Origin of the sequence: Nocardiopsis sp. CNS-639 (assembly GCF_000381685.1) — a bacterium.
Classification (GTDB): Bacteria; Actinomycetota; Actinomycetes; order Streptosporangiales; family Streptosporangiaceae; genus Nocardiopsis; species Nocardiopsis dassonvillei.
In genome coordinates this window covers 166,819-186,225 of the sequence record NZ_KB906859.1, presented here as the reverse complement: position 1 = coordinate 186,225, position 19,407 = coordinate 166,819, and the positions used below count along the sequence as shown (strand labels likewise).

The window sequence follows — 19,407 nt, the reverse complement described above, 5'->3', positions numbered from 1 at the left end:
ATGAAGGCCTCTGACCCTCTCGGTCGGAGGCCTTCGCCCTTTGTCGGGGGCCTGTCGGAGGCCGGGACCCGCCCCGGCATCCCGGTGGGGCCCCGGCGGACCCGGAGACGGCCCGCGTCCCCGCTTCCCCCCGGTTCACAGCTCGCAGACGTGCCCGTTGAGGGAGCAGCGGACCGGGCTCTGCGGCACGCCGACCGCCTCGAAGGTGAGCGCCACCGAGTCGCCCGGCTCCAGGCTGTCCTGGTCGGCGGGCTGGCGGGCCAGGATGCCGTTCTCGATCTCCGCCCAGTCCGCGCCGTTGACGTGCGTGATCTCCGCGGAGTCGAAGGCCAGGGCCAGCTCCCAGCCGTCCAGGCTGGCGTGCGAGGTGTTGGTGACGGTGACGTGGCCGCTGAAACCGGCCGCCGTGGACTCCGTGACGCGGTAGACGACCGTGGTCGGCTCCGAACCCGCCTGGGTCTGCGGCCCCTGCGCCCCCTCGCCCTCGGCCGCGGGCTCCTCGGTGTCGGTCCCCGGCGAGGCGTCGTGCGTGGGCTGGACCCCGTCCTGGGTGCCGGGGGCCTCGGTCGCGCCCGGGGTGCCGCCGAACTGGAGGTAGATCTGGGTGGTGCTGTACCCGAACAGGAGCAGGCCGAGGATCACGCCGGAGACGACGAGCACGTTGAGCAGCCGCGGGGGTTCGACGCGTTTGGGGACCGTGCTCTCGATGAGGCCGCCGAGCCGCCGCAGCACGCCGACGTCCTCCGGCTCGCTGCGGTGCACACCCCGGCGGTTGCCGTTCCGCCAGCCATGCCGCCCCATAAACCGCCCCTCGACGTTGCCAGCGCCCTCCACCGAGAGCGCCGGTTTCCGGTCCCTCCCCCGTCGCCCTCCGCCGTGTGTGCCCCGTCCGGCGCGGGGGACACCGGCGAAGCCGTGGCTCCCTGCTCCGACCGTCGGTCGCTCCCGGGACTTCCTGGGGCCGCCGCTTCCCGCAGGGCGGGTGCCGCGCCCGGAAAGGCCGCGTTCGCAAAGCCTAGCGCGAGAGTTAAACAGGACAAATCCCATCGGGCGCCTCAGCGCCGGAAATGATCCCATCCTCCGCGAGGTGGAACCCGCCCGTCGACCGTGACCGGAATTGTTTTTTCCTCCGCTTTTTCACCTGTTGTTCGCACGACGGTTCCCACTCTGGACCAGTGAGCGGGCAGAACGGTGTGCGGCGGGAACACGGCGGCGAGGGCGTGGTCCTCTCCCCCGGCGACCATGAGGTCCCGCGCGGCCCGCTCGGCCGTGTCGGCTCCGGCCCCCAGGACGCGGACCGCCTCGACGAGCGCGGGCTCGGGGCGCAGCGCCTCCCCCTCCAGGTCGATGCGCACCCCGCTGGCCCGGCAGACGTGCCCGAGGTCCTGGGCGAGGCCGTCGCTGACGTCGAGCATGGCCGTGGCCCCGAGCCGGGCCGCCTCCGCCCCGCGGGCGTAGGGCGGGCTGGGCCTGCGGTGCTCGGACAGGCACTCGACCGGGCCGTCGATCCCCTTTTCCAGCAGGGCGAGCCCGGCGGCCGACAGCCCCAGGTGGCCGGTGTAGGCGACCACGTCGCCGGGGCGGGCGCCGTCGCGGCGGACCGGCGCCCGCCCCTGGAGGTCTCCGAGCGCGGTGACCGCGATGGTGAGGGTGTCCGAGCCGACCATGTCCCCGCCCACGACGGCGCCTCCCGCGACCGCGCACTCGTCGCGGACCCCGGCGGTGAACTCCTCCGCCCAGGGCACCGGGAGGTCGGCGGGCGCGGCGAAGCCGATGAGCAGGCCGGTGGGGCGGGCACCCATCGCGGCGACGTCGGCGAAGTTCTGCGCGACGGCCCGGTGCCCCACGTCACGGGCGGTGGACCACTCGCGCCGGAAGTGGCGGCCCTCGACCAGCAGGTCGGTGGTCGCGACCGTCCGGCCGTCGGGGGACGCGACGACGGCCGCGTCGTCCCCTGGTCCGAGGATTACATCGTCCGTGGTGGGGAATTGGCTCGTCACGCGTGCGATCAGAGCGAACTCACCAAGACCCCCAATGGTGTTCCGCACAGGGATCAGGGTACGGTGACGCTCCGGCGCGGTGGTCCGGACCCACGCTTGTCATCCGTCCGTCATCGGCCGCACCCTGGCTCGGCCGTGAACCACTCGCCGCTCCGACCGGCGACACGAAGGAGTACTCATGGTGCAGGCATACATCCTGATCCAGACCGAGGTCGGTCAGGCAGCCGAGGTGGCGGGGCGCATCCGGGGCATCGAGGGGGTCGAGAAGGCCCACGACGTGACCGGGCCCTACGATGTCATCGTCCAGGCCAGCGCCGAAGACATCGACTCCCTGGGCACCCTGGTGGTGGCCCGGATCCAGCGGTTGGACGGCATCGCCCGGACTCTCACCTGTCCCATCGTCAACATCTGACGCATCGCGTCGTCCGGAGCGGGGTCTGCTGTGCTGAGTCGGTTCGCGTGCGCCGGTGTGGTCGCGGCCCTGGCCCTGGTGGCGACGGGCTGCGGCGCGCAGACGGTGCGGATGCAGCCGCCCGAGGCGGACGCGGCGACCGCCGAGGTCTGCGCCGACCTCGTCGCGGCGCTCCCCGACACCCTGCTGGGGGCGGAGCGGGCACAGGTGCGGCCCGACTCGGAGCTCACGGCGGCCTGGGGCGACCCGCCCATCGGACTGCGCTGCGGGGTGGAGCGCCCGGTGACGCTGACCAGCACCTCCTACCTTCAGGAGGTCAACGGTGTTCCGTGGCTTCCGCAGCCGGAGGACGCCCCCACCATGTACACGGCGATCGGCCACGAAGCGTACGTGGAGCTGTCGATCCCGGCCGCCCACGGCGCCCCCGCCGCCGCGCTGTCCACGGTCAGCGACCTGATCGTCGAACACGTCCCCGCGCTTCCCGAAGGGGAGCTGTGATCCGGCACCCGTGATGAGGGGCCGGGAGCGTCCTCCCGTCGGGAGGGTTGTCTCCGCGCCCGCGCTCGGAGCGATCGGTGCGGTGGCGCGGGAGTCCCCGCCGGGCCCTCCCGACGGACACCGGCACGGCCGCGGCGCGGCGGCGTTCCCGGCCGGGCGGGGCGGGCGCGTGCGCTGACGACGGGGCCCGGTGTGCGGGCACGCCGAAGCGGGCGAAGGCGCGGCCTCCCCCTTTACCACGCTAAGCCCGCGCCGAACCCGCCCACCAGTGGCCCGCGCGGCCTGTGGATAACCCGCACGACCTGTGGCCGACACGCGCGTGGGGCCGCCAGCGGACGCTGACGGCCCCACGTCGGTCATCACGGGGTCACGGTGACGGCGGAAAGTCCCGTCAGTTCTCCGCCCCGGCCGACTCCTCGGCGGACGGCTCGTCCTCGGCGGCGTCGGAGGGGGCGTCGGACGCCTCGTCCCCGGTGCTCTCCTCGGCTCCGGCGTCGCCGCCCTCGGGGCCCTCCATGGTCTCGGCGTCCACGCCGGCGCCGCTGCCGAGCATGGCGTCGACCTCCTCGGCGTTCTCCGCCACGCCGCCGGAGCAGGCGGCGCCCGGCTCGGGAACGTCGGTGCCGCGCTCGTACAGCCGCACGAAGCGCTGGAGGTTCTCGTCGTCGGCGCTCTCGGCGGTGATCTGGCGTCCCCAGCTGGAGGCGACGATCGGCGCGTCCAGCTCACCCGCGTAGGGGCTGATCACCAGGTAGTCGCCGGAGCTGTACATGTCGGTCAGCGTCTGGACCTGGTCCTCGGGCAGGTCGGGCCGGTAGTTGATCCACACCGCGCCGTGCTCCAGGGAGTGCACCGCGAACTCGTGGGTCACCGGCTCGGTGTAGACGCCGCAGTTCTGCCAGGCGTTCCAGTGGTCGCCGCCCACGGGCGGGGACTGCTCGTAGTTCACGCGCTGCCCGGTGTCCACGTGGACGTAGGAGCCGACCTCGTACTCCTCCACCCCCGAGATCGTGCGGCTGCGGAACTCCATGAAGACGAGGAAACCGATCAAACCCACGACCAGGACCACAGCGGTCGTGATACCGGTGGTGGTAAGGATTTTGCGGCGGCGTTCCTCTTTGAGGCGTTGCGCCTTCAGCTCGGCGGCGCGGCGGCGACGCTCCTCCGCCGTCTTCTTCTTGGCCACTGGGTCTCCTGGGATGGATGGTGACATTAGGGACTTACCTATCCTCTACTTTGGCACCAGAGTTGGGCGATTCGACCAGGATGGTTCCTATGGAACAGAAAAACGGTCCCGCGGCCGGGACCGCCGACCACGTCGGCGATGCCCCGGACGACGACGGGCCCCCGTGGGAGGACGGGGCAGCGGACGAGGAGACTTCGTCGCGGGTGTCCTGGCGCTCGGTACCGATGTGGATCACTGTGATCCTCGTCGTACTGGCCCTGGGCGGGGGTTACCTGCTGGGACGCCCGTCCTACCCGCTGGACACCGGTGCCGACGCCGGGTTCCTGCGCGACATGAGCGCGCACCACGCCCAGGCCGTGGACATGTCGATGCTCATCCTGGAGAGGACCGAGGATCCCGAGCTGCGCACGGTGGCCACCGACATCGCCCGCACCCAGCAGGCCCAGATCGGGATCATGCAGGGGTGGCTGATGGCCTGGGACCTCAACGCGCGCGGCGTGCGGGAGCCGATGGCCTGGATGGAGGGCCACGACCACGGCGGCGAGGGCGGCGAGGTCCCCGACACGATGCCGGGCCTGGCCTCCTCGGAGGAGATGGTCTCCCTGGAGGAGGCCACGGGCGAGGAGGCCGAGCTCCTCTTCCTTGAGCTGATGATCGCCCACCACAAGGGCGGCATCGAGATGGCCGAGGCGGAGGTGGAGCTGGGCCAGGAGGACCTGGTCACCAACTTCGCACAGGGGATGGCCGACTCCCAGCTCAAGGAGATCGACCTGATGGAGGGCATGATCGACCAGCGCCGGGACGGCGCCTCCGGCGACTGACCCCGCTTCCCCGGACACGGCGACGGCGGCCCACCCGCGGGTGGGCCGCCGTCGCCGTGTCCGGGACCTTGCGCGCCCGGCTGTCGCGTGGACCGAGCCGGTCCCGCCTGCGACCGTCCGCGCCCGGCCCCGCCCCGAGCGCCAGGCGCCCCTGAGCGCGTGTGTCCGAACGCACACGACGGCTCGTCTCGCGGCCTCGCCCCTTCCTCCCGGGCGGCTTCCCCGCAGGTGACGGCGGTGGAGGTCCGTCGGCAGCCCTCCCCGACGCGCCCCGGAGAGCCCGCACACCCACCGGCGAGACGCACGGAACACCGTTTTCCGCGGGACCCGCTGGAACTACGACACGCTGTAGAACTACGATTCGTAGTACTACCGGCGGTCGGTACTTGGAGAGGCGGGTATGGAAGCCCTTGAACTCGCGAGGTGGCAGTTCGGTGTCACCACGATCTACCACTTCCTGTTCGTACCCCTGACCATCGGGCTGTCGTTCATCGTGGCCGTGCTCCAGACCCTCTGGTACCGCACCGGCAGGCACGAGTACCTGCAGGCCACCCAGTTCTTCGGCAAGCTCTTCCTCATCAACTTCGCCATGGGCGTGGTCACCGGCATCGTGCAGGAGTTCCAGTTCGGCATGAACTGGAGCGAGTACTCCCGCTTCGTCGGCGACGTCTTCGGCGCCCCGCTGGCCATGGAGGCCCTGCTCGCCTTCTTCCTGGAGTCCACCTTCATCGGGCTGTGGATCTTCGGCTGGCACCGGCTGCCGCGGGGCGTCCACCTGGCCTGCATCTGGGCGGTCGCCATCGGCACCAACCTCTCGGCGTACTTCATCCTCGCCGCCAACGCCTGGATGCGGCACCCCGTGGGCTACACGGTCAACGAGGAGAACGGACGCGCCGAGCTCACCGACATCTGGGCCGTGCTCAGCAACGACCAGGCCTGGTCCACCTACCTGCACACCGTCTCGGCCGCGTTCGTCACCGCCGGGCTGTTCGTCGTGGCGGTCAGCGCCTACAAGCTCTGGCGCAACAGCCACCACAACGACACCGGCGTCCCCGGGGTGGTCCCGCCCCGGAAGGACTTCGCCCTGTTCCGCGGCACGCTCAAGGTCGGTCTGATCTTCACCCTGGTAGCCGGTGCCCTGGTGGTCTTCTCCGGCGACCACCAGGCCAAGCTCGCCGCCGAGTACGAGCCGATGAAGCTCGCCGCCGCCGAGGCCCTGTGGGAGACCGAGGAGGGCGCGGCCTTCTCCGCCCTGGCCGTCGGCGACACCGAGGAGCGCTACAACCCCATCGACATCACCATCCCCAACGTGCTCAGCTTCCTCGCCACCGGCCAGTTCGACGGCGAGGTGCACGGGATGAACAACCTGGAGGAGGCCTACGACGAGTACTACGGCCCCGGGGACTACACCCCCAACGTGTTCGTCGTGTACTGGTCCTTCCGCCTGATGATGGGCCTGGGCATGTTCGGGGTGGCGGTGGCCGCGCTCGGCCTCCTGCTCACCTGGGGCAGGGAGCGCACCCCGACCAGCAAGTGGTTCTACTACGCGGCCATGCTCGCGCTGCCCTCGGCGCTGGCCGCCAACATCTTCGGCTGGGTGCTCACCGAGATGGGCCGCCAGCCCTGGACCGTGCACGGTGAGCTGCTCACCGCGGCCAGCGTCTCCCCCGGGGTGAGCCTGGGGGCCGTCGCGGCGAGCCTGGCCGGGTTCACCGCGGTGTACGGGGTGCTCTTCGTCGTCGAGGTCGGCCTGCTCCTGAAGTACGTCAAGGCCGGGCCCTCCCACCTCGTCCCCGACCTGGAGGACGACGAGGACGAGTCCAAGATCCCGCACTTCAGCTACTAGGAGCCAAGGACCATGGAACTGGCCGTCATCTGGTTCACCGCCATCTCGGTCCTGTGGATCGGGTACTTCGTCCTGGAGGGGTTCGACTTCGGGGTGGGCACGCTCATGCCCTTCATGGGCAGGCGCGACTCCGTCGACCGTCGGGTCGCCATCAACGCGATCGGGCCGGTCTGGGACGCCAACGAGGTGTGGCTGATCACCGCCGTCGGCGCGACCTTCGCCGCCTTCCCCGCCTGGTACGCCTCCCTGCTCAGCGGGTTCTACGCACCGGTGTTCCTCATCCTCGTCGCGCTGATCCTGCGCGGTGTGGCGTTCGAGTACCGGGGCAAGCGCGACAGCTCCGTGTGGCGCGCCTGGTGGGATCGGGCGATCTTCGCGGGCAGCACCGCGCCCGCCTTCCTGTGGGGCGTGATCTTCGCCAACGTCGTCCGGGGCGTGGCCATGGGCTCGGACCAGGTGGTCACCTCCTCGGTGGCCGACCTGCTCAACCCCTACGCCCTGCTCGGCGGGCTGACGACGCTGTCCCTGTTCACCCTGCACGGGGCGATCTTCCTGACCCTGAAGACCGACGGGCCGGTGCGGACCCGCGCGCGCCGGGCCGCCCTGTGGTCCGCGTGCGCCGCGGTCCCGCTGGGCTCGGTCTTCCTGGCCTGGACCCAGCTCGCCCACGGCGACGGGACCACGACCCTGCCGCTCGTCGCCCTGTCCGCCGCCGCCCTGGCGGGCGGGGTCGCGGCGGCCTGGCGGCGCCGCGAGGGGTGGTCGTTCGCCTGCACGGCGGTGACCATCCTCACCGCGTTCGCCGCCCTGTTCACCGCGCTGTTCCCGAACGTGCTGCCCTCCACCACCGACCCCGCGTTCAGCCTGACCGTCGCGAACGCCTCCTCCGCCGAGTACACGCTGACCGTGATGTCGTGGGTGGCGGTGGTGTTCCTGCCGCTCGTGCTCCTCTACCAGGGATGGAGCTACTGGGTGTTCCGCAGGAGGGTGACCGGCGAGACCGTGACGGGGGCGACCGTCACCCGCACCGACCACGGGGGCAGGAACCCCGAACCCGCAGCCTGAGCGCGCCGCGGAGCCTCCCGGCGGACGCACCCGCCCGGGAGGCTTCCGGCCGCCCGTCCGGAGGAGGGGCCGCGGGGTCGGCCGGTCCGCGGGGCGCACCCGGTGGATACTGGGGCCGTCGCGCCCGCTCCGGCCAGCCTGGACGGCACCGTGCCACCGTGAAGGCCCCAGCCACTCCGGGTCAGCCGTGCACCCGACCCGAACGACGTCGTGAGGTCCCGCGCCTATGAAGCCCCTTGACCCGCGCCTGGTGCGCACCGCCAGCGCGGTACGCGCGCACCTGGCCGTCTCCGTGGCCAGCGGAGTGCTCATCACCGGCCTGATCCTGGTCCAGGCCTGGCTGCTGGCCCGCGCCGTCACCGGCGCCTGGCGGGGCGAGGGGCTGGACACCCTGGGCTGGGTGGTCGGCGCGGTCGCGGCCGTCGCCGTGGTCCGGGCCCTGCTGTCCTACGTGGCCGAGACCTCCGCGCTGCACAGCGCAGCGCGCACCAAGTCGCAGCTGCGCCGCCGACTGGTGGCGCACGTGACCGGATCGGGCAGGGTGTGGGCCGCCGAACCCGGCGGCGAACAGGGCTCACCCAAGGCGGGAGAGCTGGTCACCCTGGCCACCCGTGGCCTGGACGCGCTCGACGACTACTTCGCCCGCTACCTGCCCCAGCTGGTCCTGGCCGCGATCGTGCCGCTCGCCGTGCTGGCGGTGGTGTTCTGGGCCGACTGGATCTCGGGGATCGTCATCCTGGTGACGGTGCCGCTGATCCCGGTGTTCATGGCGCTGATCGGCATGCATACCCAGCAGCGCACCGACCGGCAGTGGAAGCTGCTGAGCCGTCTGGGCGGGCACTTCCTGGACGTGGTGGAGGGGCTGCCGACCCTGGCCGTGTTCCGCCGGGCCAAGGCGCAGGCCGAGATCCTGCGCCGGGTGGGCGAGGACCACCGGCGGGCGGCGATGGGGACGCTGCGGATCGCCTTCCTGTCGGCGTTCGCGCTGGAGCTGCTGTCCACCCTGGCGGTGGCGCTGGTCGCGGTGGAGGTGGGCCTGCGCCTGCTGGGCGGCCACATGGACTACCAGACGGCGCTGCTGGTGCTGATCCTGGCGCCGGAGGCCTATCTGCCGCTGCGGGAGGTGGGCGCCCGGTTCCACGCGAGCATGGAGGGCGTGTCCGCCGCCGAGCAGGTGTTCACCGAGCTGGAACGCGGACGCGAAGCGGCGCGGGCCGGGGCCGCAGCCTCCGACGACACCGCCGAGGGCCCGGCGGCGGGATCCGGCCGCTCCTCCTCCCCCGCCCCGGCGACCGGCCGACCCGCCCCCGCGGCCGGGGGCGACATCCGCTTCGAGGACGTGGAACTGCTCTACCCCGGACGGGACGTGCCCGCCCTGTCCGGACTGGACCTGGAGGTGGCGGCCGGGGAGCACCTGCTGCTCACCGGCCCCAGCGGGGCGGGCAAGTCCACCCTGCTGTCACTGCTGCTGAGGCTGAACGAGCCCACCCGCGGGCGCGTCAGCGTGCGCGCGCCGGGCGGGCGGTGGGAGCCCTTGGACGGGATCGACGCCGACGACTGGCGCCTCGGCACCGCCTGGGTCCCCCAGAACCCCTACCTGTTCGACGTGTCCGTGGCCGACAACATCCGGCTGGGCGCGCCCGACGCCTCCCTGGAGCGGGTCCGCGAGGCGGCCCGGCTGGCCGAGGCCGACGCGTTCGTCCGCGCCCTCCCCGACGGCTACGACACCCGTCTCGGTGAGCGCGGCGCCCGGCTGTCGGCCGGGCAGAGGCAGCGGATCGCGCTGGCGCGGGCGCTGTGCCGGGACGCCCCGCTCGTCCTGCTGGACGAGCCCACCGCCCACCTGGACCCGGAGAGCGCCGCGGCGGTGCGCACGGCTGTCGCCCGGCTCCTGGAGGGACGGACAGCCGTCATCGTCGCCCACGACACCGGGTGGGCGCGCGGCGTCCTCGGGGACACCCTGCGGACCGCGTCGCTACCGCTGCCGACCCAGGAAGGGAACGTGTCGCGATGAGCGCCGACACCGCCGCCCCCGACACGCTCCGGGTGCCCGAACGCGAACGCCGCCGCGACCCGCTGCTGCGGATGACGGCCCTGGCCCGGCCCCGCGGGGGCCGCTTCGCGCTCGGCGTGCTGCTGGGCGCCGCAGCGACCGGCGCGGCCGTGGCCCTGCTGGGCGTGGCCGCGTGGATGCTGGCCACCGCCGCCGACCACCCGCCCATCACCGCGCTGGGCGTGGCCGTGGTCGCCACCCGCGCGCTGGGCGTGGGCCGCGGAGTGGCCCGCTACCTGGAGCGGCTGGTCACCCACGACGCCGCGTTCCGCACGCTGGCCGAGGTCAGGGTGCGGGTGTACGAGCGGCTCGCCGGGACCGAGCCGTTCGGCCGCTTCCGGTCCGGCGACCTGGTGTCCCGACTGGTCAACGACACCGAGGCCACCCTGGACCTGCTGGTGCGCGGCCTGACGCCGCCCCTGGTCTCGGTGGTGACGGGCGGTGTCACGGTGCTGGTCCTGACCGCGCTGTACGTCCCGGGAGGGCTGCTGCTGGCGGCGGGCCTGCTGCTGGCGGGGCTGGCGGTGCCGCTGGCCGCGGCCGCGCTGGGCCGGGAACCGGGCAGGCGCCAGGCCAGAGCGCGCGGGGAGCTGTCGACGACCCTGGTGGACACCCTGCACGGGGCGCCCGACCTGGTCGCCTACGGCGCCATGGACCGGCAGGTGGCGCGGGTGTACGCGGCCGACGAGGAGCTGACCCGGCTGGCGCGCAGGGACTCCGCGATCCTGGGGCTGGGCGCCGGGGCGAGCGCGCTGATCACCGGGCTGACCGTGTGGGGCGCGCTGTTCCTGGGCGTGGCCGCCGTGGCGGGCGGGACGCTGGACGCGGTGTCTCTGGCGGTGCTGGTGCTGGTGACGCTGGCGGCGTTCGAGATCGTGGCGCCGCTGCCCGCCGTGGCGGCAAGGCTGGGGGCGATCCGGGCGAGCGGCGCCAGGCTGTTCGGGGTCCTGGACACCCCGCCCGCGGTCGCCGCGCCCACGCGCACGGGCCTGGATCCGCACGGGGAGGCGACGGTGCGGGTACGTGACCTGCGAGTGCGCTACGGACCAGGGGAACCGTGGGCGCTGGACGGGGTGGACCTGGAGATCCCCGCCGGATGGACGGTGGCGGTGATCGGTCCCAGCGGCGCGGGCAAGAGCACACTGGCTTCGGTGCTGCTGCGGTTCCGCGATCCGGACGGCGGCCTGGTGGAGATCGGCGGGGAGGACGTCACGTCCTACCCGGCCGACGAGGTGCGCGGGGTGGTGTCGGGGGTGCCGCAGGACCCGCACGTGTTCGCCTCGACGCTGCGGGAGAATCTGCGGCTGGCCCGGCCCGGCGCGGAGGACGAGGAGCTGTGGGAGGCGCTGCGGCGCGCGCGGCTGGCCGACGAGGTGACGGCGATGCCCAAGGGGCTGGACACGCGGGTGGGCACGCACGGCCTGGGCCTGAGCGGCGGGATGGTGCAGCGGCTGGCACTGGCCCGCGCCCTGCTGGCGGCGCCCCGGGTGCTGGTGCTGGACGAGCCGACCGCCCACCTGGACCCGGACACGCGCGACGCGGTGGTGGAGGACCTGCTAGCCGCGGCCGAGGGGTACTCCACCCTGCTGGTCACGCACGACCTGACGGGCCTGGACCGCGTGGACCGGATCTACGTGGTGCGCGACGGCCGGGTGATCCAGCAGGGCACGCACGAGGAGCTGTCCCGGCAGGAGGGCTGGTACCGCGACGTCAGCGCGGACTGACCGAGGCCGGGGAACCGGCACACCTGTCCACAGGCTCGGGCGACGGTGTTCGAGGCGGCGGACGTCGGGGCAGACCTTGGTACGGGGGCGCGTACCGCGCCGTGGGACCGGCAGGAGCCCCCATCACGAGCATGCCCCGCCCGGCCCTCCACCACCACCCCTGGTTCGCGCCTGTGGACAGGCCGTACTCCCCCGGAGTCCGCGGCGCACGCGTGCGGGGGGCTGGCCGAAAACGGGGGGACGGGACGGGCGGCACTGGGATACCGTCCCACCGTGCCGCCCCGACAGACCGTTTGGAACGGGCGAGCCCGATGAGCCGGATGAGCCCCCTGGAGTGATCATGACCGACCCCGACCTGCGCGCGCTCGACCTGTCCGTTCTCAACTCCGCCACCAAGTACCCCAGCATTCCCACTTACCACACCCTCGATCCCAAGAACGGGGGCCTGCTGGAGGAGGTCACCGCCTTCACCGGTGACGTCGTATTGACCGAGAAAGTGGATGGGACGAATGCCCGTATTGTCTCCTTTCCCTCCGGGGACTACGTGCTGGGCAGCCGCGAGGAGCTGCTGTACGCCAGGGGCGACCTGATCGGGAACCCCGCCCTGGGCATCGTCGATGCCCTGCGCGCCCTGGCCGACCGGATCACCCCTCCGATGTCCGGGGTCGCCGTCCACTACCTGGAGGTGTACGGGGGCAGGGTCACCGCGGCCAGCCGCGAGTACACCGGCGACCGCGCCGTCGGGTACCGGATGTTCGACTCGGCGGCCGTCCCGGCCGAGGTGCTGTCCCGGCAGCGTCAGGAGGTCTCCGCCTGGCGCGAGGGCGGGGGCCAGGACTTCCTCCCCGAGGGCGCGCTCTCCCGGCTCGCCGAGCGCGAGGGGATCGAGCTCACACCCCGGCTCGCCACCGTGCCCGCCGACAAGCTGCCCCAAGGCGTCGCCGCGACCTCGGAGTTCGTCGCCGAACACCTGCCGGGCACCCGGGTGGCGCTGGACGGGGGCGCTGGCGGCCGGGCGGAGGGGATCGTGCTGCGCACCACGGACCGGTCGGTGATCGCCAAGGCCCGCTTCCAGGACTACCGGCGCACGCTCAAGCGCCGGTCCCAGCGCGGAGGATGACGGCCGGGGGCGCCGGGCCCGGATCTGACAGCGGGAGCGGTCTCCTCTAGGGTTCCCCCGTGGCCAATCCTGTTCGTGAGTTCCTCGGTGGCGTCGGCGCCCTCCTGCGCGGCTTCACCCTGCTGTTGCGTAAACCGCGCCTGTTCCTGCTCGGCGCCCTTCCCGCCCTGATCACGTCGCTGGTGTTCCTGGCGTTGTTCGTGCTCCTGGTGGTGAACCTGACCGGCCTGGCCGACTGGGCGACGCCCTTCGCCGACGGCTGGGACCCCCTGTGGCAGGGACTGCTGCGCGGTGCCGTGTCCGTGGCGGTCCTGGCCGGGTCGCTCCTGCTGATGGTGGTCGCGTTCACGACGGTCACGCTGACCCTGGGCGGGCCGATCTACGACAAGGTCACCGAACTGGTCGAGAAGGAGCTGGGCAACGACCCCGGCGAGCTCGACGAGCCGCTGATGGCGTCGATGTGGCGGGCCGTCCGGCAGTCGCTGGCGGTCGTGGCGGTGTCCCTGCTGGTGACGGTGTTCGTGTTCGCGATCGGTTTCATCCCGCTGGTGGGGCAGGTGGCCGGTCCGGTGCTGGCCGCCGTGCTGGGCGGGTGGCTGCTGGCGGTCGAGCTGCTGGCGAGCGCGTTCGACCGGCGCGGGTTGACGACCATCCGCGAGCGGCGCCGGTACATGGGCACGCGGCGGGCGCGGGTGCTGGGCTACGCGGTGCCGACGTACTTCCTGTTGGCGATCCCGTTCCTGGCGGTCGTGGTCTTCCCCGCCGCCACCGCGGGCGCGGTGCTCCTCACCCGCGAGCTGGTCCCCACCCCGCCGCACCGGCCGGACCCCAAGAGCCCCCTGCCGGGGTCGGGCTCTCCGGACGGGCAGCTTCCCGGCGGCTCCTTCCCGGGCGGACACGGTCGGGGCTGACCGGAGCCGGACCCCCCCCGGCGCCACCGGCGGCGATCAGCGTTCCGCCAGCCGGAGCCGGGGGGCCGTCCACAGGCTGGCGGGAAGGGCTGGTGGCTCGGTCGCGGTGGGCGTAGGCTCGCGGAGGGACCTCCGCGGGCCCGTGCACCCGGGGGCCACCCCCCGTGTACCAGTGTCCTCGGGGACGCCGAAGGCGGGCAACCGTCCGGTCGCCCGCCTGTGGAGATCCCGGCCCGGACCTTCGCCCGCCCGGAGAGGGCTCCTACTACCGCAGGCCGGGGGCGCGGCGCAGCGCCGTGGAGATCATCCGCTCCACCAGGGCCGCGTAGTCCACGCCGGTGGCGGCCCACATCTGCGGGAAGGCCGACGCCGGGGTGAAGCCGGGCATGGTGTTGAGCTCGTTGACGAGGATGTCGCCGTCCTCGGTGTAGAAGAAGTCCACTCGGGCCAGGCCCTCGCACCCCATCGCCTCGAACACCTCGGCGGCCAGCGCGCGCAGACGCGCCGTGGCCTCCTCGGGGAGCTCGGCCGGAATGGTCAGGCTGCTCGTGGACAGGTACTTGGCCTCGAAATCGTAGAAGTCGAAGCCGTCAGCGACGTGCACCTCGGCCGGGAGGGACACGTCGGGCGTACCGCCGTCCTCGGACTCCAGCACGCCGCACTCCACCTCGCGGCCCACGACCTGGGCCTCCACCAGGACCTTGGGGTCGTGCTCGCGGGCGGCCTCGATCGCGGCGACCACCGCGTCGGCGTCGGAGGAGTCCTCCACCTTGCTGATGCCGACGCTGCTGCCCGCGCGGGCGGGCTTGACGAACACGGTGGCGCCCAGCTCGGCCACGTCGTCCAGCACCCTCTTGCGCTCGGTGCGCCACTGGCGGTCGGTGATGGCCACGAAGTCGCTGGTGGGGATGCCGTTGCCGCGCAGCATGGCCTTCATGAAGACCTTGTCCATGGAGGCGGAGCTGGAGAACACCCCGGCCCCGGCGTAGCGCACGCCCATCATCTCGAACAGCCCCTGGATGGTGCCGTCCTCGCCGAAGGGGCCGTGCAGCAGCGGCAGCACCACGTCCACCCCGGCCAGGCGCTCGGGGCCCTTGACCGGGTCCACGACCATCAGCTGGCCCGCCGAGTCGAAGGGCAGCGCGAGGTCGACGCCGTCCTCGGACACCGACGGCAGCGCTCTGGTGCCCGCGTCGATGCGCAGGCTCTCGGGGTCGCCCGAGGTCAGCACCCAGTTGCCCGTACGGGTGATACCGACCGGCACGATCTCGTAGCGGTCGTGGTCGACGACGGACAGCACGCTGCCCGCGGTGACGCAGGAGATCTCGTGTTCGGAGCTACGCCCGCCGAAGACGACGGCCACCCGAATCTTGCGCTGTTCGGACGACATGCTGCCTGACCCTATCTCGCCGTTGGTTGGAACCGGAGCGGGTGGAACCCCGCGGTGTGTCAGCTGTCCCCGCCGAGGGCCGCCAGGGCGTCCTCGACGAGGTCACGGGGGTCCTCCAGGCCGACGGAGAAGCGCACCGCCCCCGGGGAGATGCCCGCGGCGGCCAGTTCCCGCTCGCTCATGCTGCGGTGCGACGTGGAGGCGACGTGTCCGGCGAGCGTGTGCGTGCCGCCCAGCGAGGCGGCGATGGTGGCCACGCGCAGCCGGTCGGCGAAGGCCATCCCGGCCTCGCGTCCGCCGCGCGGGTGCACGGTCACGACCGCGCCGTAGCGGCCGCGGTCGAACAGCTTGCCGGCGAGCGCCGACTGGGGGTGGGAGGTCAGCGAGGGGTGGTCCACCCGCTCCACCAGGGGGTGTCCCTCCAGTGCCGCGGCGAGGGCCGCCGCGCTCTCGCACTGGCGCTGCACCCGCAGCGGCAGCGTCTCCAGCCCCCGGTGCAGCAGGTAGGCCTCGTCGGGGGCCAGGCAGGGGCCCAGATCCACGCGCGCGGAGCGGATGCGCCCGATCAGGTCGGGCGAGGCCACGGCCACGCCGCCGGTGGTGTCGCTGTGGCCTCCGATGTACTTGGTGGCCGAGTGCACGACCACGTCGGCGCCGTGCTCCAGCGGTCGGCACACGGCCGGGGAGGCGAAGGTGGAGTCCACCACCAGGGCGGCGCCGACCTCGTGGGAGATCCGTGCCAGCTCGGGCAGGTCGGAGACGGTCATGGTGGGGTTGGACAGCGTCTCGGTGAACACCATCCGGGTGTCGGGTCCCACGGCGGCGCGCACGGCGTCGAGGTCGGTGATGTCCACGAAGTCGGTGCGCACGCCGAACCGGCGCAGCAGCCGGTCCAGCAGCGAGTGGGTGTTGCCGTAGATGGACTGCGAGGCCACCACGTGCGACCCGGTCTCGGTCAGCGCCATGAACACCGTGCTGAGCGCGCCCATGCCCGAGGAGAAGGCCTGTCCGCGCACCGGACCCGGTACACCGGCGCCCTCCAGGGCCGCGACGGCGTCGGCGAACGCGTCCACGGTGGGGCTGTCGATGCGCGCGTAGGAGTAGCCCGGCCGGGTGCCCGCCAGCACGTCCGCGTACTCCTGGGAGGTGTCGAACGCGTAGGTGGTGGCCCGGTGGACGGGCATGCGCATCGGGCGCTCGGCGGGAACCGGCGCCTGCGGGAGGGAGACCGCCCGCGTGTACTCGCCCTCGGCCCCGGCTCCCGCCGCGGACCCTGGTGTGTGTGACATCGTGCTCGCTCTCAGACCCCGTAGCGCTCGGGCTTGGCGCTGCGCGCCATGAAGGCGGCCAGCGCCTCGGCCGGGCTCAGGTCGTGGTGCATCATCTTGACGACGGCCTCGGTGATCGGCATGTCGACCCCGTGGGCCCATCCGAGTTCCAGGACGGACTCGGAGGACTTGACCCCCTCGGCCGTCTGCTTGGTCTCCGCGACGACCTGTTCGAGGGTTTTGCCAGCGCCCAGTTTCTCACCGAAAGTCCGGTTTCGCGACAGCGGCGACGAGCACGTCGCGACCAGGTCACCCATCCCGGCCAGGCCGGACAGGGTGTGCTCGTCCGCACCCAGGGCCACCGCCAGGCGCGTGGTCTCGGCCAGGCCGCGGGTGATGAGGGACGCCTTGGTGTTGTCCCCGAAGCCCATGCCCTCGGCCACGCCGACGGCCAGGCCGATCACGTTCTTCATCGCGCCGCCGATCTCCACCCCGACCAGGTCGGTGCTGGTGTAGGGGCGGAAGTAGGCCGACTTGAACAGGCTCTGGAGCCGCACGGCCGTCGGTTCGTGCGGGCAGGCGACCACGGCGGTGGCGGGCTGGCGTTCGGCGATCTCGCGGGCCAGGTTGGGGCCCGACACGACCGCGATGCGCTCCTCGGAGTACTCCAGGACCTCGGCGATGATCTGGCTCACCCGCATGCGGGTGCCCAGTTCCACACCCTTCATGAGGCTGACGACCACCGCGTCCTCTCGCAGGTGGGGGCGCCAGTCCACGAGGTTGGCCCGCAGCGTCTGCGACGGCACCGCCAGCACCACCACGTCGGCCTCCGCCAGCGCCTTGGGGGCGTCGGTGGTGGCGCGCAGGCGCGGGTTGAGGGCGATCCCGGGGAAGTAGTCGGGGTTCTGCGAGGTCTCGTTGACCGCGTCGACCACCGAGGACCGCCGCCCCCACAGGACCACCTCGGCGGCGGGGCCGTCCGGACGGCGTTCCCTGGTCAGGTCGGCCGCGTCCGCGATGATGTTCGCGAACACGGTGCCCCACGATCCCGCGCCGAGAACGGCGATCCTCACGTCGTCGCTTCCCATCGGCTCCGTCATGCCCCCACGCTGTTCCCGCCGTTGTCGCTCTTCGCCCCGGCCTGGTCGTCGGCCGGTGCCGTGCTGTCCGCCGCGGCGGCCGTGCCGCCCTCCACGGGGGGCCGCTCCTCGCTCCCGGCGGCCGCGGCCCGCGCCTTCCTGGGGTCGTAGGGGACCGCGGGCGGCTCCTCGCCGCGGATCCGCGCCTGGAGGGCGGTGATGTCGGCCATGATCGCCTCGGTGGCCTCCCGCAGGACCGTTCCGGTCAGCGGCTGGTCCCGGAACCGGGACAGGTCCACGGGCGGTCCGGCGAGGAACTCCACGCGCTTGCGCGGGAACAGCCTGACCTTCTTGGTGCCGTAGGGCATGATGTGCTGCTCGCCCCAGTGCGCCACCGGGACCACGGGCACGCCCGTGGTGAGGGCCAGGCGCGCCACACCGGTCTTGGCGGTCATCGGCCACAGGTCCGGGTCCCGGGTGCAGGTGCCCTCGGGGTAGAAGATCACCGAGGCCCCGTCCCGGGTGAGCGCCAGCTCGGCCTCGTGGAGCGCCTTGACGGCGTCGGTGCTGCCGCGCTTGACGGGGATCTGGCCGGTGCTCCTGGCCACCGCGCTCACCACGGGGATGCGCATGACCCCCTCCTTCATGGTGAAGGTCGGCCAGCGCCGGGCGCCGATGTAGAGGAAGTGGGCGACCGTCAGCGGGTCCGCGAGGGACAGGTGGTTGAGGGCGATGATCGCGCCGCCCTTGGCGGGGACGTGCTCGGTGCCCTTCCAGTCCGGCTTGGTCACGAACCACAGGACGAACCGGACGATCCGGGAGACGACCGCCTTCACCCACCGGGATTCTCGTTGCTTGGCCACGGGACTCCTCACTCCATCACTCCGGGCCCGTCGAGGCCGCACAGCACAACCGATTCAGTGTAGGGCGTGTTCGGCGGATACGGCCCGTCGCGGGCGTCGCAGCCGACGGCTCCCCACCGAACGCCTACCCTCGTCACTGTCGTGCCGTACCGACGTTCCGGGGGGACCGTGACCGGCTGTGGAGAACAGGGCGGGGCGCCGCGCCCCGGGGCGCGCTGGTCCCTGGTCGTCCCGGTGAAGCGCCTCGGCCGCGCCAAGACGCGGCTGGCCCCGGTGGCGGGGGACCGCCGCGAGGACCTGGCGCTGGCCATCGCCTGCGACACGGTGGCCGCGGCGCGGGCCTGCCCCGGGGTGGCGGCGGTGTTCGCGGTGACCGAGGACGCGCGCGCGGGCGCCGAACTGGCCCGGTTGGGCGCGGTGGTGGTGGGCGGCGAGCCCGGCACGGGGCTGAACCCGGCGCTGGAGCACGGGGCGGCCGTCGCGCGGCGGCGTCTGCCCGGGCTCGGGGTGTGCGCCCTGTCCGCCGACCTGCCCGCGCTGCGCCCCGAGGAACTGGAGCGGGTCCTGGACGCGGCGGCCGGGCACGGCCGCTCCTTCCTGCCGGATGCTCCCGGTGTGGGCACGACGCTGTTCGCCGCCGCGCCCGGGCACCCGTTCACCCCGGCCTTCGAGGGGCCCTCGCGGGCCCGCCACCTGTCCGGGGGCGTCAGGGAGCTGGTGGTGCCGGACGTGGCGTCGGTGCGGCGCGACGTGGACACGTTCGAGGACCTGCGCGCCGCGGTGGCGCTGGGCGTGGGCCCCAGGACGCGCGGGTTGTGGGAGCTCGTGGACGGCGGTCTGTGTCCACAGAAGGCGCCCTGAGCCCTCCTGAGGGCCCGGAACGCCCCGTCCCGCCGCTCGGCGCCGCGGAAGGCCTTGGGGCGCCCCTCATACGTCCCATGGGCCTCATGAGGCCCTGACGCGCCTTCCTGGCGCTCCTCGTGCGTCCCATGAGCCTCACGAGACCCTTGCACACCCTCCTGGGACTCCTCCTGCGCCACATGAGCCTCACAAGACCCTGGCGCACCCCTCCTGGACTCCCCATGCGTCCTACGGACCTCACAGAGCCCACAAACGCGTTCCGCCCGGGCCCCTCGAAGGGGACCCGGGCGGACGGACCCGTCGCCGTGCG

At 72.9% G+C, this 19,407-nt stretch carries 17 protein-coding genes; 10 read left to right on the top strand and 7 right to left on the bottom strand.

Annotated elements, in window-relative coordinates; genetic code table 11:
- Nucleotides 1–135: 135 nt before the first annotated feature.
- Both G011_RS0111940 and G011_RS0111935 read right to left on the bottom strand, forming a co-directional pair.
- Nucleotides 136–801, bottom strand: coding sequence for a cellulose binding domain-containing protein (locus G011_RS0111940; RefSeq protein ID WP_026338227.1), 666 nt, complete (start codon nucleotides 799–801; stop codon nucleotides 136–138).
- 254 nt (nucleotides 802–1,055) lie between these two features.
- A complete protein-coding gene (locus G011_RS0111935; RefSeq protein WP_019608663.1) occupies nucleotides 1,056–2,048 on the bottom strand; it encodes a thiamine-phosphate kinase in 993 nt (330 codons plus the stop codon).
- A gap of 130 nt (nucleotides 2,049–2,178) precedes the next feature.
- On the opposite strand from G011_RS0111935, the gene G011_RS0111930 reads away from it, so the two are divergent.
- Nucleotides 2,179–2,412 carry an Lrp/AsnC family transcriptional regulator gene (locus G011_RS0111930; protein ID WP_013151260.1) on the top strand — a complete coding sequence of 78 codons (234 nt, stop codon included), beginning with the start codon at nucleotides 2,179–2,181 and terminating at the stop codon, nucleotides 2,410–2,412.
- Between the two features lie 30 nt (nucleotides 2,413–2,442).
- Nucleotides 2,443–2,910 (top strand): DUF3515 domain-containing protein, encoded by a 468-nt coding sequence (locus tag G011_RS0111925; protein WP_019608662.1) that lies wholly within the window; start codon nucleotides 2,443–2,445, stop codon nucleotides 2,908–2,910.
- Between the two features lie 391 nt (nucleotides 2,911–3,301).
- Here G011_RS0111925 and G011_RS0111920 read toward each other — a convergent pair whose 3' ends face one another.
- On the bottom strand, nucleotides 3,302–4,096 hold the full coding sequence (locus G011_RS0111920) for a DUF3105 domain-containing protein (RefSeq protein WP_019608661.1): 795 nt from the start codon (nucleotides 4,094–4,096) through the stop codon (nucleotides 3,302–3,304).
- Between the two features lie 89 nt (nucleotides 4,097–4,185).
- Between G011_RS0111920 and G011_RS0111915 the strand changes: the two genes are divergently transcribed.
- The 7 genes from G011_RS0111915 to G011_RS0111885 all read left to right on the top strand — a co-directional run bounded on the left by G011_RS0111915 (nucleotide 4,186) and on the right by G011_RS0111885 (nucleotide 13,636).
- Nucleotides 4,186–4,917 (top strand): DUF305 domain-containing protein, encoded by a 732-nt coding sequence (locus tag G011_RS0111915; RefSeq protein WP_019608660.1) that lies wholly within the window; start codon nucleotides 4,186–4,188, stop codon nucleotides 4,915–4,917.
- Nucleotides 4,918–5,317: 400 nt separating this feature from the next.
- On the top strand, nucleotides 5,318–6,763 hold the full coding sequence (locus G011_RS0111910) for a cytochrome ubiquinol oxidase subunit I (protein WP_019608659.1): 1,446 nt from the start codon (nucleotides 5,318–5,320) through the stop codon (nucleotides 6,761–6,763).
- A 12-nt stretch (nucleotides 6,764–6,775) separates the two neighbouring features.
- Entirely contained in the window at nucleotides 6,776–7,828 is a 1,053-nt protein-coding gene (cydB, locus tag G011_RS0111905; RefSeq protein WP_019608658.1) for a cytochrome d ubiquinol oxidase subunit II, read from the top strand.
- A gap of 226 nt (nucleotides 7,829–8,054) precedes the next feature.
- Nucleotides 8,055–9,842 (top strand): thiol reductant ABC exporter subunit CydD, encoded by a 1,788-nt coding sequence (cydD, locus tag G011_RS0111900; RefSeq protein ID WP_019608657.1) that lies wholly within the window; start codon nucleotides 8,055–8,057, stop codon nucleotides 9,840–9,842.
- Complete coding sequence (gene cydC / locus G011_RS0111895; RefSeq protein ID WP_019608656.1) at nucleotides 9,839–11,605, top strand: thiol reductant ABC exporter subunit CydC; 1,767 nt, start codon at nucleotides 9,839–9,841, stop codon at nucleotides 11,603–11,605. Before cydD ends, cydC begins: the two co-directional genes overlap by 4 nt.
- A 340-nt stretch (nucleotides 11,606–11,945) precedes the next feature.
- Entirely contained in the window at nucleotides 11,946–12,725 is a 780-nt protein-coding gene (locus tag G011_RS0111890; protein ID WP_026338226.1) for an RNA ligase family protein, read from the top strand.
- A 59-nt stretch (nucleotides 12,726–12,784) separates the two neighbouring features.
- A complete protein-coding gene (locus tag G011_RS0111885) occupies nucleotides 12,785–13,636 on the top strand; it encodes an EI24 domain-containing protein (protein ID WP_019608654.1) in 852 nt (283 codons plus the stop codon).
- A 265-nt stretch (nucleotides 13,637–13,901) separates the two neighbouring features.
- On the opposite strand, the gene G011_RS0111880 is transcribed toward G011_RS0111885, so the two are convergent.
- From G011_RS0111880 to G011_RS0111865, 4 genes are read right to left on the bottom strand one after another with little or no spacing between them, the layout of a single operon-like run.
- Complete coding sequence (locus G011_RS0111880) at nucleotides 13,902–15,026, bottom strand: D-alanine--D-alanine ligase family protein (protein WP_019608653.1); 1,125 nt, start codon at nucleotides 15,024–15,026, stop codon at nucleotides 13,902–13,904.
- A 59-nt stretch (nucleotides 15,027–15,085) separates the two neighbouring features.
- Nucleotides 15,086–16,315, bottom strand: coding sequence for a PLP-dependent aspartate aminotransferase family protein (locus G011_RS0111875; RefSeq protein ID WP_026338225.1), 1,230 nt, complete (start codon nucleotides 16,313–16,315; stop codon nucleotides 15,086–15,088).
- An 11-nt stretch (nucleotides 16,316–16,326) separates the two neighbouring features.
- The gene (locus G011_RS0111870; RefSeq protein WP_036552616.1) at nucleotides 16,327–17,382 is read right to left on the bottom strand and encodes an NAD(P)H-dependent glycerol-3-phosphate dehydrogenase; all 1,056 of its coding nucleotides are present in this window, start codon (nucleotides 17,380–17,382) and stop codon (nucleotides 16,327–16,329) included.
- A gap of 8 nt (nucleotides 17,383–17,390) precedes the next feature.
- Nucleotides 17,391–18,236 (bottom strand): 1-acyl-sn-glycerol-3-phosphate acyltransferase, encoded by an 846-nt coding sequence (locus G011_RS0111865; RefSeq protein WP_026338224.1) that lies wholly within the window; start codon nucleotides 18,234–18,236, stop codon nucleotides 17,391–17,393.
- Between the two features lie 168 nt (nucleotides 18,237–18,404).
- On the opposite strand from G011_RS0111865, the gene cofC reads away from it, so the two are divergent.
- On the top strand, nucleotides 18,405–19,097 hold the full coding sequence (gene cofC / locus G011_RS0111860; RefSeq protein WP_051104354.1) for a 2-phospho-L-lactate guanylyltransferase: 693 nt from the start codon (nucleotides 18,405–18,407) through the stop codon (nucleotides 19,095–19,097).
- The last annotated feature ends 310 nt before the right edge of the window (nucleotides 19,098–19,407 follow it).